This is a genomic window from Microbispora sp. H10830 (genome assembly GCF_014161375.1).
Classification (GTDB): Bacteria; Actinomycetota; Actinomycetes; order Streptosporangiales; family Streptosporangiaceae; genus Microbispora; species Microbispora catharanthi.
Window position 1 is genome coordinate 524,189 of sequence record NZ_JABBWX010000001.1, and the last position, 13,307, is coordinate 537,495.

At 71.3% G+C, this 13,307-nt stretch carries 13 protein-coding genes; 4 read left to right on the plus strand and 9 right to left on the minus strand.

Features of this window, described 5'->3' with window-relative positions:
* Positions 1–238: 238 nt before the first annotated feature.
* The 3 genes from HHX35_RS02455 to HHX35_RS02465 form a co-directional block, all read right to left on the minus strand.
* Positions 239–862 carry a TetR/AcrR family transcriptional regulator gene (locus HHX35_RS02455; protein ID WP_182897365.1) on the minus strand — a complete coding sequence of 208 codons (624 nt, stop codon included), beginning with the start codon at positions 860–862 and terminating at the stop codon, positions 239–241.
* Between the two features lie 7 nt (positions 863–869).
* On the minus strand, positions 870–2,384 hold the full coding sequence (locus HHX35_RS02460) for an MFS transporter (protein WP_182897764.1): 1,515 nt from the start codon (positions 2,382–2,384) through the stop codon (positions 870–872).
* A gap of 415 nt (positions 2,385–2,799) precedes the next feature.
* Positions 2,800–4,134 (minus strand): MFS transporter, encoded by a 1,335-nt coding sequence (locus HHX35_RS02465; RefSeq protein WP_182897366.1) that lies wholly within the window; start codon positions 4,132–4,134, stop codon positions 2,800–2,802.
* A gap of 201 nt (positions 4,135–4,335) precedes the next feature.
* Here HHX35_RS02465 and panB point away from each other — a divergent pair, with 201 nt between their 5' ends.
* A complete protein-coding gene (gene panB, locus HHX35_RS02470) occupies positions 4,336–5,181 on the plus strand; it encodes a 3-methyl-2-oxobutanoate hydroxymethyltransferase (protein ID WP_182897367.1) in 846 nt (281 codons plus the stop codon).
* A gap of 85 nt (positions 5,182–5,266) precedes the next feature.
* Here the strand turns inward: panB and HHX35_RS02475 are convergent, their stop codons facing one another.
* Complete coding sequence (locus HHX35_RS02475) at positions 5,267–6,445, minus strand: PLP-dependent aspartate aminotransferase family protein (RefSeq protein WP_182897368.1); 1,179 nt, start codon at positions 6,443–6,445, stop codon at positions 5,267–5,269.
* Positions 6,446–6,558: 113 nt separating this feature from the next.
* Here HHX35_RS02475 and HHX35_RS02480 point away from each other — a divergent pair, with 113 nt between their 5' ends.
* Entirely contained in the window at positions 6,559–7,239 is a 681-nt protein-coding gene (locus HHX35_RS02480; protein WP_182897369.1) for an alpha/beta hydrolase, read from the plus strand.
* Positions 7,240–7,258: 19 nt separating this feature from the next.
* Here HHX35_RS02480 and HHX35_RS02485 read toward each other — a convergent pair whose 3' ends face one another.
* The 5 genes from HHX35_RS02485 to HHX35_RS02505 all read right to left on the minus strand — a co-directional run bounded on the left by HHX35_RS02485 (position 7,259) and on the right by HHX35_RS02505 (position 11,617).
* The gene (locus HHX35_RS02485; protein WP_310738856.1) at positions 7,259–8,554 is read right to left on the minus strand and encodes an esterase-like activity of phytase family protein; all 1,296 of its coding nucleotides are present in this window, start codon (positions 8,552–8,554) and stop codon (positions 7,259–7,261) included.
* A gap of 86 nt (positions 8,555–8,640) precedes the next feature.
* Entirely contained in the window at positions 8,641–9,312 is a 672-nt protein-coding gene (npdG, locus tag HHX35_RS02490; protein ID WP_182897370.1) for an NADPH-dependent F420 reductase, read from the minus strand.
* Between the two features lie 75 nt (positions 9,313–9,387).
* The gene (locus HHX35_RS02495; protein WP_182897371.1) at positions 9,388–10,155 is read right to left on the minus strand and encodes an ABC transporter permease; all 768 of its coding nucleotides are present in this window, start codon (positions 10,153–10,155) and stop codon (positions 9,388–9,390) included.
* A complete protein-coding gene (locus HHX35_RS02500; protein ID WP_182897372.1) occupies positions 10,152–10,916 on the minus strand; it encodes an ABC transporter permease in 765 nt (254 codons plus the stop codon). Before HHX35_RS02500 ends, HHX35_RS02495 begins: the two co-directional genes overlap by 4 nt.
* Positions 10,913–11,617, minus strand: coding sequence for an ABC transporter ATP-binding protein (locus HHX35_RS02505; protein ID WP_182897373.1), 705 nt, complete (start codon positions 11,615–11,617; stop codon positions 10,913–10,915). The genes HHX35_RS02500 and HHX35_RS02505 overlap by 4 nt, the downstream gene beginning before the upstream one ends.
* Positions 11,618–11,749: 132 nt before the next feature.
* Here HHX35_RS02505 and HHX35_RS02510 point away from each other — a divergent pair, with 132 nt between their 5' ends.
* Entirely contained in the window at positions 11,750–12,604 is an 855-nt protein-coding gene (locus tag HHX35_RS02510) for a sensor histidine kinase (protein ID WP_182897374.1), read from the plus strand.
* Positions 12,601–13,275, plus strand: coding sequence for a response regulator transcription factor (locus HHX35_RS02515; RefSeq protein ID WP_182897375.1), 675 nt, complete (start codon positions 12,601–12,603; stop codon positions 13,273–13,275). Before HHX35_RS02510 ends, HHX35_RS02515 begins: the two co-directional genes overlap by 4 nt.
* The last annotated feature ends 32 nt before the right edge of the window (positions 13,276–13,307 follow it).

A 13,307-nucleotide genomic window follows, 5' to 3' on the forward strand; every position in this document is an offset into this window, starting at 1 on the left:
GTGACCGGAGGCGGCATCGCCGGCAGACGGCCGCCCGCCCTCGCGTCCATTCCCGCCAGTGGTACCCGGATCTCCCGAGAAGGCTCGGCGCGGTGCTCCGCTCCGCGCAGCGCATGACGGTGACGAGCGTGGTCCGTACGACAGTCGGCCGCACGGACCGGGTCACGCCTCGGAGGTGAAGGGCCGCATCACGGCTCGGGTGGAGAGCCGGGTCACAGCTCGGGGGCGGAGGGACGGGTCACGGCTCGGAGGGGCGGGGGCGGAAGCCCTTGAGCGCCTCGTCGACGATCCGCTCGGGAACGTCGGCGTGGGACTCGCCGGGGTGGGACCACTTCGTGAGCCAGACCACCGCCCCGCTGAGGAGCGCCAGCGCCATGTCGATGTCGAGGTCCGCGCGCAGTTCCCCGGTCTCCATGCCACGCCGCAGAACCGCCGCCACCACCGCCCTGCGCGGCTCCACGGTCAGCTCGCGGAACCGCTCCGCCAGCCGGGGATGCCGCTCGGAGTCGCTCATGGCGATGTTCATGATGCAGCGGGTGCGGTGGTGGCTGGCCTCCTCCTGGATCACCCGGAGGTAGGTCACCAGGTCGTCTCGCACGGTTCCGCCCTGCGGCAACGGGATCGGCGGCTTGAGCGACGCCAGAGCGTCAACCACCAGATCCTCCTTGTTGGACCACCTGCGGTAGATCGTGGTCTTCCCGACACCGGCGCGGCTGGCGATCGACTCGATGGACAGCTCCGACACCCCGATGCCCTCGCCGAGCAGTTCGAGGGTGGCCTCGATGATCGACCGTTCCGCCTTCTCGCTGCGCGGGCGGCCCGCCGGGCGGGCCACCCCCTCAGCCGTCTGCTGCGTCTTCATGACGAGTTCACACTACCGCCGCTTCCTTTTCGGTCTCAGGCTTGGTGACCGCGGCCTGGACCGAAGCCTTGCCCGGCATCCAGCGGGCCACCACAAGAGTGCCGACGAGGGCGACGAGGGCCGATCCGAGGGCCGCCCAGTGGATGCCGGTGACGAACGCGGCGTTCGCGGCGTCGAGCAGCCTCGTGCCCTGCGGGCCCAGGTGCCCGGCGACGCCGGCCGCGCCGGAGATGGACTCGGTCACGACGTGGCGGAGCTGCTCCGGCAGGGCCGTGACCTTGCTCTCCATGTCGCTGCGGTAGCTCGCGGACAGGACCGCACCCAGGATGGCGATGCCCAGCGTGCCGCCGACCTGCCGGACGACGTTGCTCATCGAGGAGCCCACACCGGCCTTCTCGCGCGGCAGCGCGTTCATGATGGCCGTCGTCGCCGGGGGCATGATGTTGGCCATCGCGGCGCCCTGGACGAAGCCGAGGGCCAGCAGGATCCAGATCGGGGTGTCCACCTGCACGAAGGCGTAGCACGCCAGGGCCAGCGTGATGACGAGCATGGCCACCGTGCCGACGGCGCGGGCGCCGTACTTCTGCACCATGCGCGCGCTCTGCGGCGCGAAGATCAGCTGAGCGGCCGCGAACGGCAGCACGAGCGCCCCCGACTGCAGCGGCGAGTAGTTCCGGACGATCTGCCAGTAGAAGGCCAGGAAGAACATGACGCCCATGGCCGCGAAGAACACGAGGCCGACGGTGGCGATAGCGGTGGAGAAGCCGGCGTTGCGGAAGTTGCGCACGTCGAACGCGGGGTGGTCGATCCGGCTCTCGTACCAGACGAACGCGGCGAGGATCGCGAGGCCCAGCAGCGACGGCACGATGACCGAGACGTCGGCGACGGTGCCGAGGTCGCTGATCCGGACGATGCCGTAGACGAGGCTGATCAGGCCGAGGATGGACAGCAGCACGCCGACCGGGTCGAGACCGGACTTGTTCGGGTCCTTGGAGTCGGGCACGATCCCGGCGATCAGCGCCAGGCCGATGAGCACGATGGGCACGTTGACGAGGAAGACCGAGCCCCACCAGAAGTGCTCCAGCAGCACGCCCCCCGTGATCGGGCCGATCGCCACGGCGATGCCGACGCCGCCGGCCCAGATGCCGATCGCCTTGCCCCGCTCGTGGATCGGGAAGACGTTGGAGATGATCGCCAGCGTGGCCGGCATGATGGCGGCGCCGCCGAGGCCCATCAGAGCCCTCGCCGCGATGAGCTGCATCGGGTCCTGCGCGTACGCGCTGGCCAGCGAGGCCAGGCCGAACAGGACCATGCCGGCCATGAGCATCCGCTTACGCCCGTAGCGGTCGCCCAGCACCCCGAAGGTGAACAGCAGGCCGGCGAACACCAGGGTGTAGGAGTTCATCGCCCATTCGAGCTCGCTCTGGGTCGCACCCAGGCCGTGAACGGGATCGGCGATCGTCTTGATCGCCACGTTGAGGATGGTGTTGTCGAGGACGACGGCAAGCAGGCTGAACACCATCACGCCGAGGACCTGCCATCGGCGTGGGTGACCTGTATGGGCTTCTGTCTGGGCTTCCACGGATTCCCCCATGATTTCGATACGGCTGAGTTTCGCAACGCAAGCGTAGCGTTGGCTATTCCGATACGCAACGGGACCGTTTCATAATCTGGGCGGTGCCGCCGTATCCGCTGGTCAGTTGGGCAAAAGACGCTCGGCCGAGGCACCGGGCCCGCGCACTGCTCGGCCCCGGCACCCGCGCCTTCCGGCATGCGGGGACGTCGCGGCGTCTCGCACGGCCACCCCGGAGCGGGCGGCGGCGGACACCCTTCGCACGGCGGCCCCGAGGGACAGCCGCACGCCCCTTGTACATCCGCGCGGGGGCCGGTTCTATTCCCGCTCCGGGGCGGGATCCAATCCCGCGTGTGGCCCGGTTTCAGTCCGCGGCGGGGGCGGGCAGGGGTGTCGAGGCGTCCAGAACGGCCGCGACGTCCGAGCCGGCCGCCGGGCCGAGACCGCTCACGCCCCCAGAGCCGGCCGCCGCGGCGAGGCCGCTCACGCCCTCCGAGCCGGTCGCCGTGCTCGATCCGGCCGGGGCGAGGGCCGCGGCCGGAGCATCCCGCATGACCAGGGCGGCGAGCAGCGCCAGCGCGACGCCGACCGTTCCGGACACGGCGAAGGCCCAGGCGGGGCCGTGGGCGTCCAGGAGCCCGCCGGCGAGGGGCCCGGCCAGCGCTCCTCCGATCGTCAGCGACGTGCCGTGCAGGCCCATCGCCTCACCCCGCGCCGCCGCCGGGACGCGCCGGTTGACGGCGTCCACGGTGGACGACAGCGCCGGGGCGCACAGCAGCCCGGCCGGCACCAGCGCCAGGCACAGCCAGCCCCAGCCCCCGCCGACCAGGCCCACGGGCGCGGTCAGCACAGCCAGGCCGCCCGCGAGCACCACGGGCGGCAGCCCCCGGGAGAGCCCGCCGTACACGAACCCGCCGACGAGCGAGAACGCGCACCACAGCGCGATGACCAGCCCTGTCCAGGCGGTCGCGCCGTCCGCCTTGAGCATCGCCACGACGCTCAACTCGGTCGTGGTGAGCACGAAGGTGAGCCCGGACACCAGGCAGAGCAGGGCGAGCAGGCCCGGCCGCAGCCACTGCCGCCGGGAGACGGCCCCCTCGTGCCGCGCATCCTCCTCGGCCGACCGTGTTGGCGGGTTGAGCAGGTAGAGCGCCACTCCCGAGCCGGCCAGACCGGCGGCCACGCCGTACATCGTCGCGGTGCCGCCGAACGCCGTCACGCTCGCGACGGCGAGAGCCGGTCCGACCATGTACGACAACTCCACGCCCATCGAGTCGAGGGCGAAGCCGGTCTGATGGTTCTCCACCGGCACCATCGCGGCCACGCACTGCCGGATGGCCCCGAACACCGGCTGGCTGAACAGCCCGCCGATCAGGGCGCCCGGCAGCAGCACGGCGTACGGCATCGCCGGCGCGGCGCACCACAGGCACAGTTGCACGACGGTCGTCACGGCCAGCACCGGCCGCAGCCCGCGCCGGTCGACGAACCGGCCGACGAGCGGCGAGCCGATCGCGGCGCCCGCCATGGAGGCGGTGCCGACCAGACCCGCCTGGAGGAAACCCAGCTTCTGGTCGTTCACCACGTGCAGGGTCAGCGTCATGCCGGTGCCGGTGAGGGGAATTCTCGCGATCATGCCGACCAGCAGCAACGTCCGCACGCCCGGCAGGGCGAGCACCCGCCGGTAACGATCAAAAGCCATTGTGGTTCCTTACCTCCGCACGGCATTGTGCCGGGCGCCTCCGACATTCATGCGGCCGGGTCGCCTCATTCGTCCCTTTAGTCCCACTCGTCGCAGGCCAGGATTACGGCGCCCGTATGGGGGTGTTCCAGCCCATGGCGGCATGCAATGATCTGACTGTCCGGGGACGCCACAGGGGCGCCACGAGGCCTGGAGGTAGCCATGTCCTCTGTTTCCGTTGTGTCCAATCCCGCCCTCTACGGCGGGGCCGCGGGACGCAGGGTCACCGTCCGCGACATCGCGGCGGCCAAGGAGCGCCACGAGAAGTGGCCGATGGTGACGGCGTACGACGCGATGACCGCGAGGGTGTTCGACGAGGCGGGCATCCCGGTGATGCTCGTGGGCGACTCGGCCGCCATGGTCGTCTACGGCTACGACTCGACGCTGCCCGTCACGGTCGACGACCTCATCCCGCTCACCGCCGCGGTCGTACGCGGCTCGTCGCGGGCGATGGTCGTGGCCGACCTGCCGTTCGGCTCCTACCAGGCCTCACCGCAGCAGGCTCTGGAGACCGCGGCCCGCTTCGTGAAGGAGGCCGGCGCGCACGCCGTCAAGCTGGAGGGCGGCCACCGGGTCCTCCCGCAGGTGGAGATGCTCGTGTCGGCCGGAATTCCGGTCATGGCCCACCTCGGCCTGACCCCGCAGTCGGTCAACGCCTTCGGCGGCTACCGGGTTCAGGGCCGCGGCCAGGCGGGTGACGAGATCATGGCCGACGCCAAGGCGCTGGAGCACGCGGGCGCCTTCGCCGTCGTGCTCGAATGCGTTCCCGCCGACCTCGCCCAGCGGGTCACCGCGTCGCTGAGCATCCCTACGATCGGCATCGGAGCGGGTCCCCACACCGACGCGCAGGTCCTCGTCTGGCAGGACCTGATGGGCCTGACCCCGCAGCCCGCGAAGTTCGTGAAGAAGTACTTCGACCTGGCCGGTGAGATGGACCGGGCGATCCGCGCGTACGCCGACGAGGTCGTCTCCGGCGTCTTCCCCAGGCCCGAGCACAGCTACCGCTGACGCCCGGCGGGCGGCCGCGGCAGCGCGCGGCGGCCGCCCTTGACCGGCGTCTTCCGGCGGCGGGGGTCGTCCCCCGCGAGGCGTCTCAGATCGCGTCGAGCGCCTGGGCGAAGTCGGCCCACAGGTCCTCGGCGTGCTCGATGCCCACGGCCACCCGGACCGTCCCCTCGCCGATGCCCGCCGCGGCCAGGCCCTCGGCGCTCACCGTACGGTGGGACGTGGTGGCCGGGTGGAGGATCAGCGTCTCCACGCCGCCGAGCGAGGGCGCGAGCAGCGCGAGCCGCACGTTGCGCATGAACGCCTCGCCGGCGGGACGCCCTCCGGCGAGGTCGAAGGAGAACACGCCGCCGAAGTCGGGCAGGAGCTTCGCCGCGAGTTCGTGCGACGGGTGGGAGGGCAGGCCCGGCCAGTGGACCGCGGCCACGGCCGGATGCCCGGCGAGCCGCGTCGCGAGCACGCGGGCGTTGGCGCAATGGCGCTCCATCCGCAGCGGCAGCGTCTGCATCCCCCGCAGGGTCAGCCACGCGGCGAACGGGTCGGCCGTCGCGCCGAGCTCCACCGCGTACGACCACACCCTGCGGTACACGTCCTCAGAGGCGAACACGGCGATCCCGCCGACGACGTCGGTGTGCCCGGACAGATACTTGGTGACGGAGTGCACCACGATGTCGGCGCCGTGCTCGATGGGGCGGCACAGGATCGGCGAGGCGAAGGTGTTGTCGACCACGGTGAGGATCCCGGCCTCTCGCGCCGCCGCGCACATCCCCGGCAGGTCGGCCACCTGCGTCATCGGGTTGGCGATGGTCTCCAGATACAGCAGCTTCGTCGTGGGCCGCACGGCGGCGCGTACGGCCGCGGGGTCGTCCTCCGGCACGCGGGTGACCTCGACGCCGAAGCGCTCCGCCAGGTCGGCCAGCGTCTGCGCGGTGGCGCCGTACAGCGCCGACTGGGCGATCACGTGGTCGCCCGACTTCAGCAGGCCGAGCAGCACGGCGTTGATCGCGCCCATGCCCGAGCCGGCGGCCACGGCGGCCACGCCGCCCTCCAGGCCGGCGACCGCCTCCTCCAGCGCGCGCACGGTGGGGTTGGAGAGCCGGCCGTAGACGTACGCCCCGTCGGGCCGTCCCATGCCGTCGGCGAAGACGGCCGGGTCGTCGAAGACGAATCCCGAGGTCTGGTAGATCGGCATGGAGATCGGCGTGCTGGCCTCGGGCATGGGCCGGGGCAGATGGACGACGCGCGTTTCCGGATGCAGGGAGCTCATGCCGTCCAGAATTACCCAGAAAAGCCGTTCTTGTCAGGTTGGCCACCCGACGACCGGTTACGCGGCGAGCGGAGAATGCGTCCGGCGCCGCCGCACATGGTGAGGATGAGGGGATGGACGTCAGCTTCCTCCTCGTGCACAGCCCCTCCGTCGGTCCCTCGACCTGGGCCCCCGTCGCCGAGATCCTGCGGGCGCGCGGGCACACCGCCGTGGTGCCGCGGTTGACCGACGTGACGGCCGGTCCGCCGCCCTACTGGCCGAGGGTGGTGAGCGAGGTGGCGGCGAACGCGCCGCGCGGGCCGCTGGCCGTCGTGGCGCACAGCAACGCCGGGCTGTTCGTGCCGCTGATCGCGCAGGCCCTCGCCGGGCAGGTCGCCGCATGCCTGTTCGTCGACGCCGCCCTGCCGCCGCGCAGGGGCGTGTGCCAGGCGGCGGAGCCGGAGCACCTCGCCTTCCTGCGCTCGCTCGCCGACGACGCGGGCGTCCTGCCCCGCTGGACCGACTGGTGGCCCGAGGACGACGTCGCCGCCCTCCTGCCCGACCCGGTGGTCCGCCAGGTGGTCGTGGCCGAGCAGGCGCGGCTGCCCCTCGCGTACTACCTGGAGGAGATCCCGGTGCCCGCCCGCTGGGACCACCTCAGGAGCGGCTACCTGTGGTTCGCGGACATGTACGCCGCCCTCGCCCACGAGGCCGGGGAGCGCGGCTGGCCGGTCGCCCGCATCCCCGGCGAGCACCTGCACCAGCTCGTCGCGCCGGAGGCGGTGGCCGACTGGCTGCTCGCCAGCGTCACATAAGCGCAGTCAGCGGGCGCGCTCAGTGGGCGCCGAGTGCCCGAGCGAGCCGGACGACGACGAGACGGTTCGGCACGCCGCTGTCCACCAGCCTGCCGTCGGGGCCGAAGTCGCCGAGGCCGAAGTCGTTGTCGTTGGCCAGCGCGATCGTGCGCGGGCCGAGCACCGCCAGCCCCTCGATCTTGCCGGGCAGCGACGGCACCAGCGCGTTCGGCTCCAGCACGAGCGACTTGGCGGGCAGCCCGAGGCCGGACGCGCCGGTCAGCGCCTCCAGGGACGGAGTGGTCTTCGGGTCGTCGTACGGCCCGCCGAGCAGGTTCGTCGCCTTCGCCAGGTCGATCGAGTACACCCGCGCGACGTTGTCCGTGCGCTCGTCCACGAGCAGGCGGTCCCGGCCGGCGTACGCCAGACCGGAGATCTTCATCTCGCTCTGGTCGCCGTTCACCTTCGGATCGAAGGTCGTGACGTCCTCGAACTGGTACGGATACTCCCCGGTCACCTTCCGGCCGCGCAGGTCGAAGGTGAGGATGCGCCCGAACCGCGACTTCTTCGCGGCTTTCTTGTCGGGGTTGGCCAGCGGGCTCTGCACGGCCAGGTACAGCGTGCGCTGGTCGGACGAGATCGCGAGGCCCTCGAAGCCGCGGTTCTGCTGGCGGCTCGCCAGGATCGCGGGCAGCGTCTCCTTCACCGGGTAGTCCGCGCCCGTCAGCCCGAGCCCCGCGGGGACGTGCCGCTCCAGCACCCGGCCGTCCGGCGACACCCGCACCAGCGACGGGCCGTACTCGTCGACCAGCCAGAAGTCGCCGTCGCGGGTGCGCACGAGGTCCTCGACGTCCAGCCCGCTCGGGTTGTACGGCAGAACCGTGCGGCCGTCCCAGGTGTAGGGCGTCTCGTCGTGCCCCGCCTGGTTCGACAGGCCGGTCACGGGCTTGCCTGAGGCGCCGACGATCGGGATGTACTGCTTGATCTTCGCCGTGCCGCCCGCGAGGGCGACCCGGACGATCGCCGGAGCGAACTCGGGCACCGGGAAGGTCCGGCGCTTCTCCCCGTCCACGGTCGGCTGGCCGTTCGGGCCGCGGTCGGTGACGAGCCAGAACTCTCCGGCCCGGCCGGCCGGGAACAGGCCGCTGCCGACGCCGCCGAGCCGCACGCCGCGGTCGTCCGCGATGGACGGCTGCACCTGCTTCAGCGCGGGGGCGGGGAGTGTGACGTCGGCGACGACGACGGGGCCCTTGGCCGGATCGGCGGCGGCCGTACCGGTGGTGGTGAGGGTGAGCGCGGCGGCGATCGCCAGACCGGCGGAGACGTGACGTAGCACTGGAGACCTTTCAGACAGCGACGACAGCGCCCGAAGGTAGTGAACGACCACGTCTCCGACGTGACGATCAGATGAAGCGCGGATGGCTAGACGTCGGTCACCCGGATGCCGGCGTGGGCCTTGTATCGGCGGTTGATCGAGATCAGGTTCGCCGTGAACGCCTCGACCTGGTGGGCGCTCCGCAGCCGGCCCGCGTAGACGCCGCGCGCGCCGGGGATGCGGCCGGCGAGCGCGCGTACGACGTCGGTGGCCTCGCGGTCGTCGCCGAGCACGAGCACGTCGAGATCGATCTCGGCCACCGACGGGTCGAGCAGCAGCACCGCCGACACGTGGTGGAAGGCCGCGACCACCCGGCTGCCGGTCAGCACCGCCGCCGCCTGCTGCGCCGCGCTGCCCTCCTCCACGGGCAGCGCGTACGCCCCCTGCTTGTCGAAGCCGAGCGGGTTGACGCAGTCCACCACGATCTTCCCGGCGAGCGGTTCGCGCAGAGACTCCAGCAGTGCCTTGTGCCCCTCCCAGGGCACGGCGACGATCACGACGTCCGCCTCGGCCGCCACCTCGGCGTTCGCGGCCCCGCGTACGCCGATCTCACGTGCCGCCTCCTGGGCGCGCTCGGCGCTGCGCGAGCCGATCAGCACGGTGTGCCCGGCCAGCGAGAACCGGCGGGCCAGTCCCTTGCCCTGGTCTCCGGTCCCGCCCAGGATGCCGATGGTCAGCGCGGAGACGTCGGGCAGATCTACGGAGGTGTGCTCAACCATGGGTCAGATCATGCCAGCAGGCGAGCGCCGCGACCTCTCCGGGGCGTCCCCGCCACGGTGTCCGACGATCGCGTTTCACACATCCCGTCGGCGGTATCCGAGCACGACAACGGCCATGAGGGCGGCGGTCCAGGCCATGAGGAGCAGCGCACCGTGCACCGGTGTCACCGCGCCGGCGTCGTCGGCCGGCGGGAACCACATGGCGACTCCGGCGCTGTCCGGGAGGTATTTCGCCGCGGAGACATGGTCGCGCAGGAGCGGCCCGGCGATGAAGAGATACCCCAGCAGGACGACGACCGCCGCGAGCGTCTGCCGCGCGAGGGCGCCGACGGCCGCGCTGATCAGCGTCGTGAGCGCGAGATACGCGGTCACACCGCTCAGCGCCCCCGCGACACGGCCCGAGGTCACGGGCGCGGCCGCGTCGCCGAGCACACCGGCCGCGAGCACGACCCCGGACGCAGCCGTGATCGCCGCCGCGGGAAGCACGACGATCGCCAGCGCGACGTGCTTGGCGGTGAACTGGAGGGCGCGACGGGGCATCGCGGTCAGCGTGGTGCGAATCTGCCCGCCGGTGTACTCGGAGCAGGCGGCCAGGACGCCGAGAACGACGAAACCGGCCTGCGCGTAGCCGATCGACGCCAGTCCGATGTCAGGAGCGCTCCCGGTTCCGGTCGAACCCCGCAGACCGGCGATCGTGAACGCGGTCGCGAGGATCAGATTCACTACGAGAGTGCCTCCGAGCGTGAGCCAGGTCGCCGGAAGAGACACGAGCTTCGACAGCTCCGCCGCGAGCGCGCGGGCTCCTTCCCGGCCACGGGTGCGAGTCGCCGGGGGGACCGTCATGCGTCCCTCCGCGTGAACGAGATCACGGCGATCACGAGCAGCACCGTCACCCAGGCGGTCATCACCAGGCCTCCGGTGAGCGGGCTGATCTCGGCGGTGCTGTCGGCGAGCTTTCGGATGAACATGCGGATTCCGGCCATGTCGGGCAGATAATTCGCCAAGGGTGTGATCTTGGTCAGCAGGTAGGTGACGGAGACGACCGAGGTGTTCGCGAGGAGCACCGCGAGCGGAACGACCCCGTGGCGGGTGAGCACGGTGATCGCGGAGGCGAGGAGCGCGGTGTACATCCAGTAGCAGACCACACCGGCCAGCCGTGGAACGTCGTCCGCTCCCCATGCGGGGGCGTGCTCGCCAAGCACCACCCGGACGACGCCCATGGTGGTCACTGTCGCGGTGATCGCGAGCAACGCGCTGCTGATCGCGATCGCGGACATCTTCGCAAGCAGGAATCGGAGGCGGGAGGGAACGACGGTCAGGCTGGTGGTGATCTGACGCCCGCCTCCGTATTCCGCGCTCTCGGTGACGTACTCGCCGCTGACACCGACGACGCCGAGAATGATCGCTCCGGCCACGCCGAAAGCCAGCTCCTGATAGCCGGTGTCGATCGCGGCGTTCGCCTCGGTGCCTCGGGTGATCGCGCCGAGGGCCGAGGAGGCGGTGATCGCGGCGATCACGCCCGGCACGAGCACCCCGGCCGCCGTCGCGATCCACACCGCCGGCGACGAGGCGAGCTTCGAGGCCTCCGCCGCGAGCGCCTTCATGGGGCACCACCGGTGGTGAGGGCGAAGAACGCGTCCTCAAGGGTGCCGTAGGGGCCGGTGACCTCGTCGACGGTGCCGTCCGCCACGACCTCGCCCTCGTTGACGATCACGACGTCGTCCACTGTCGCCGCGAGCTCCCCCATCAGGTGGCTGGACAGCAGCACGGTCCGGCCGGACGCGGCGCGTTCGCGCAGGAAGGTCCTGATCCACCGGATGCCGTCCGGGTCCAGCCCGTTCACCGGCTCGTCGAGGACCAGAACCTCCGGGTCGCCGAGCAGCGCCGTCGCCAGCCCGAGGCGGCGCCCCATGCCCAGGGAGTAGCCGCCGACCCGCTTGGACGCGGCGTTCGTCAGGCCCACGATCTCGAGTACCTCGTCGACGCGCGCACGCGGCAATCCGGCGGAGCGGGCCACCCACCGCAGGTGCGCCCGGCCCGTCCGCGCCCGATGCGCGCCGGAGCCGTCCAGCATGGCCCCGACCGTGGCGAGCGGATCACGAAGCTTCACGAACGGGACGGAACCGATGAGCGCCGTGCCGGAGGTCGCCCGATCCAGACCCAGCAGAATGCGCAGTGTGGAGCTTTTGCCCGCGCCGTTCGGCCCGAGGAGCCCGGTCACTCTTCCGGGGCGGGCCCGGAAGCTGACGCCGCTCAGAATCGTTGTGGAACCGCGCCGCTTGACGAGGTTGTCGATCGTAATCATGTCCACATGTGAACGCGGAGCATCACCTCCGGTCATCGGACCGACGACCGGACTCGGTGTCGCGGCTCAGACCCAGATCTCTCGGACCCTGGTCCGATGCGCCGTTCGGGGGCGCGTCCGTAGATTTGGAGCATGGGGGTCGACCAAGCACTTCCGAGACGCGGGCGGCGAGTCTGGCCACTGGCCATCGCCGCTCACGTCGTGCTGCTGCTCGTCCTTCTCACGGTCAGCCGCGGAGGTCTCGCCGCGGTCGTTCTCCCCGTCGTCATCGCCGCGCTGGCGTTGGCGGTCACCGTGTGGGCGGCGTTCTACGCGCGCCGGCAGCGGATCGCGTACGAAGCGCGGCTCGCAGCGTGGGCCGGCGAACGCGCGGCGCAGGCCGAACGGCTCCGGATCGCGCGCGAGCTGCACGACATCGTCTCCCACGGCCTCGGCCTGATCACTGTACGGGCGAGCGCGGCACGCTATCCCGGCACGGGGGACGACACCTCTGCGGCGCTGGCGGACATCGAGCGCATCGGGCGGCAGACCACGACGGAGCTACGCCGCATGCTCAAGGTGCTGCGTGACTCGACCGATGTGGCCGCGCCTCTGCGGCCCGCCGAGTCCTTCCACGACCTGCCGGCCATCATCGAGGATGCCGAAAGGGCGGGCCCGGCCGTCACTCTCAAGCTCGGCGAGATCGACGACATCAGCTCCGGGGCACAACTCGCGGTCTGCTCCATCGTGCGCGAGGCCCTCACGAACACCGCTCGGCACGCAGGACCCACCAGCGCGAACGTGTACGTCCGTCGCGACGGCGACTGGATCGTCACGAGCGTCTGGGACGAGGGCCCCGTGGACGGATGGACCCCGCATCCGGGAGCCGGGCACGGAATCGAGGGGCTGAGGGAACGTGTCACCGCGATCGGCGGGACCTTCGACGCCGAGCACGTCGAGAACGGCTTTCGCGTCACCGCCCGTATCCCTGAGGCTGGAATGTCATGAATGACGGCGGAACCTCGATTCGCGTCGTCATCGCCGACGACCAGCCCTTGCTGCGCCACAGCCTCGCCGTCGTCATCGACGCCAATCACGACATGACGGTGGTCGGCGAGGCGGGCACCGGCGATGAGGCCGTCAGGCTCTGCGCCGAGCTGCGCCCCGATGTCGTGCTCATGGACATTCGGATGCCGGGCACCGACGGAATCGCGGCCACCCGCCGCGTCACGGCCGACGCGGGAATCGGATCCGTGAAGGTCATCGTGCTCACGATGTTCGAGCTCGACGAGTACGTCCGCGCCGCCCTCCACGCCGGCGCCAGCGGCTTCCTCCTCAAGGATTCCCACCCCGACACGCTCCTTGACGCGATCCGCCGGACTCATCGGGGCGAATCGCCGTTCGCCCCAAAAGTCCTCACCCGCATGATCGAGGCCTACATCGCCCAGCCACCACGCGCGAAGCCGGCGAGCCTGGACGCTCTCACCGCGCGGGAGACCGAGGTCCTCACCCTGGTCGGTCGCGGGCTGTCCAACGACGAGATCGCGGCGAGACTCACGATCTCGATCAAGACCGTCAAGACCCACATCGGCAACCTGCTGAGCAAACTCCAGGCACGAGATCGCGCACACCTCGTCATCGCGGCCTACGAGGGCGACCTCGTCCACTCGGCTCGCTGAAGCGCGCGGGCGATCTTCTTCACGGCCACCGC

Coding starts and splice junctions, on each gene's coding strand:
- HHX35_RS02510 (WP_182897374.1), top strand. CDS start 11,750: ATGGGGGTCGACCAAGCACTTCCGAGACGCGGGCGGCGAGTCTGGCCA.
- npdG (WP_182897370.1), bottom strand. CDS start 9,312: ATGGTTGAGCACACCTCCGTAGATCTGCCCGACGTCTCCGCGCTGACC.
- HHX35_RS02495 (WP_182897371.1), bottom strand. CDS start 10,155: ATGACGGTCCCCCCGGCGACTCGCACCCGTGGCCGGGAAGGAGCCCGC.
- HHX35_RS02500 (WP_182897372.1), bottom strand. CDS start 10,916: ATGAAGGCGCTCGCGGCGGAGGCCTCGAAGCTCGCCTCGTCGCCGGCG.
- HHX35_RS02465 (WP_182897366.1), bottom strand. CDS start 4,134: ATGGCTTTTGATCGTTACCGGCGGGTGCTCGCCCTGCCGGGCGTGCGG.
- HHX35_RS02460 (WP_182897764.1), bottom strand. CDS start 2,384: ATGGTGTTCAGCCTGCTTGCCGTCGTCCTCGACAACACCATCCTCAAC.
- HHX35_RS02475 (WP_182897368.1), bottom strand. CDS start 6,445: ATGAGCTCCCTGCATCCGGAAACGCGCGTCGTCCATCTGCCCCGGCCC.
- panB (WP_182897367.1), top strand. CDS start 4,336: ATGTCCTCTGTTTCCGTTGTGTCCAATCCCGCCCTCTACGGCGGGGCC.
- HHX35_RS02455 (WP_182897365.1), bottom strand. CDS start 862: ATGAAGACGCAGCAGACGGCTGAGGGGGTGGCCCGCCCGGCGGGCCGC.
- HHX35_RS02480 (WP_182897369.1), top strand. CDS start 6,559: ATGGACGTCAGCTTCCTCCTCGTGCACAGCCCCTCCGTCGGTCCCTCG.
- HHX35_RS02505 (WP_182897373.1), bottom strand. CDS start 11,617: ATGATTACGATCGACAACCTCGTCAAGCGGCGCGGTTCCACAACGATT.
- HHX35_RS02515 (WP_182897375.1), top strand. CDS start 12,601: ATGAATGACGGCGGAACCTCGATTCGCGTCGTCATCGCCGACGACCAG.